Source organism: Microbacterium sp. Leaf351 (genome assembly GCF_001423825.1).
GTDB classification, from domain to species: domain Bacteria; phylum Actinomycetota; class Actinomycetes; order Actinomycetales; family Microbacteriaceae; genus Microbacterium; species Microbacterium ginsengisoli.
In genome coordinates this window covers 187,867-189,690 of the sequence record NZ_LMPK01000015.1, presented here as the reverse complement: position 1 = coordinate 189,690, position 1,824 = coordinate 187,867, and the positions used below count along the sequence as shown (strand labels likewise).

Annotated in this window: 2 protein-coding genes and 1 pseudogene; all 3 read left to right on the top strand. The window is 70.6% G+C overall.

The window, feature by feature from the left end; all coding sequences use genetic code 11:
• A partial coding sequence (locus tag ASG00_RS06590; RefSeq protein ID WP_056207723.1) for an LLM class F420-dependent oxidoreductase occupies positions 1 to 658 on the top strand: 658 nt, incomplete at its 5' end.
• Between the two features lie 7 nt (positions 659 to 665).
• Positions 666 to 1,565: a 1,4-dihydroxy-2-naphthoyl-CoA synthase gene (locus tag ASG00_RS06585; RefSeq protein ID WP_056207720.1), complete on the top strand. Its 900-nt coding sequence runs from the start codon at positions 666 to 668 to the stop codon at positions 1,563 to 1,565.
• A 1-nt stretch (position 1,566) separates the two neighbouring features.
• Positions 1,567 to 1,824: pseudogene (locus tag ASG00_RS17450) on the top strand (hypothetical protein); the annotation flags it as partial.

Here is a 1,824-nt window from a genome sequence, read left to right as displayed (position 1 = left end):
CCCGCTCTCGGGCGACCCCGAGGGCCGCCACTTCGAGTCGTGGACGATGCTCGCGGCGTGGGCCGAGCAGACGGAGAAGGTCGAATTCGGCGCCCTCGTGAACTGCAACAGCTACCGCAACGCCGACCTGCAGGCCGACATGGCCCGCACGGTCGACCACATCTCGGCCAAGGGCGGCGAGGGGCGATTCATCTTCGGCACGGGCTCGGGCTGGTTCGAGCGCGACTACGACGAGTACGGCTACGAGTTCGGCACCCCCGGCACCCGCCTCACCGCGCTCGCCGAGGCTCTGCCGCGCATCGAGGCGCGCTGGGAGAAGCTGGTGCCGGTGCCGACCCGAAAGATCCCGGTGCTCATCGGCGGCAAGGGCGAGCAGAAGACACTGCGCATCGTCGCCCGTCACGCCGACATCTGGCACAGCTTCGTCACCCCCGAGGAGCTCGCGCACAAGATCTCGGTCATCGACGAGTGGGCGGCGAAGGACGGCACGGACGTGTCGAACCTGGTCGTCTCGAACGAGCTGCAGCGCCGCACGACCGACGACGCCGACGCGCTCTATGACGCCGGCGTGCGCCTGTTCACGCTCGGCTTCGACGGACCCGACTGGGACTTCGACGTCGTGCGCTGCTGGCTGCAGTGGCGCGACGGCAAGAACTGAGCCGCGCATGATCTCGCCGCTGTTCGATGAGTCCGAGTGGGCGGATGCCCCGGGGGCGGCGTCGTACACCGACATCACCGCCCACGTCAGCCGTGACGGGCGCATCGCCCGCATCGCGTTCGACCGACCCGAGGTGCGCAACGCGTTCCGTCCGCACACGGTCGACGAGCTCTACCGGGCGCTGGACATCGCGCGTCAGGACCCGCGCATCGGCGTGGTGCTGCTGACCGGCAACGGGCCGAGCCCGAAGGACGGCGGGTGGGCGTTCTGCTCGGGCGGCGACCAGCGCATCCGCGGTCGCGACGGCTACAAATACAGCGAGGACGAGGCCGCAGTGCACGACCCGGCCCGCGCCGGGCGGCTGCACATCCTCGAGGTGCAGCGGCTCATCCGCTTCATGCCGAAGCCCGTGATCGCGGTCGTCCCCGGATGGGCGGCCGGTGGCGGGCACTCGCTCTACGTCGTGTGCGATCTGGCGATCGCCTCGCGTGAGCACGCCCGGTTCAAGCAGACCGACGCCGACGTGGGCTCGTTCGACGCGGGGTACGGCTCGGCGTACTTCGCGCGCCAGGTGGGTCAGAAGGTGGCGCGGGAGATCTTCTTCCTGGCGGAGGAATACTCCGCAGAGCGGGCGTACGAGATCGGGGCGATCAACCGTGTCGTCGCGCACGAGGACCTCGAGCGCGAGGCGGTGGCGATGGCACGCACGATCCTCGGCAAGTCGCCCACGGCGATCCGCATGCTGAAGTACGCGTTCAACGCGGTCGACGACGGGCTCGTCGGCCAGCAGCTGTTCGCGGGCGAGGCGACGCGTCTCGCCTACGGCACCGATGAGGCCGTCGAGGGCCGCGACGCATTCCTCGAGAAGCGCGACCCCGACTGGTCGCCGTATCCCTGGCACTTCTGAGATGACGGATGTCGCGGCCCTGACCCGTGCGCTGCGCGCCGCGCTCGACGGGTCGGGGTCCGCGCTGCGTCTCGGCGGCGAGCCGGTGGCTGCGGCGCCGGCCGCGCGGCCGCAGGAGAACGCGCGAGAACAGGACGTTGCCCGCGAAGGCTCCCTGTCCTCGCGCGACGACCTGTTGCCGGGCGCGGCGGCGGTCATCACGACGTCGGGGTCGACGGGGCATCCGAAGTCGGTCGTGCTGTCGGCCGATGCCCTGCTC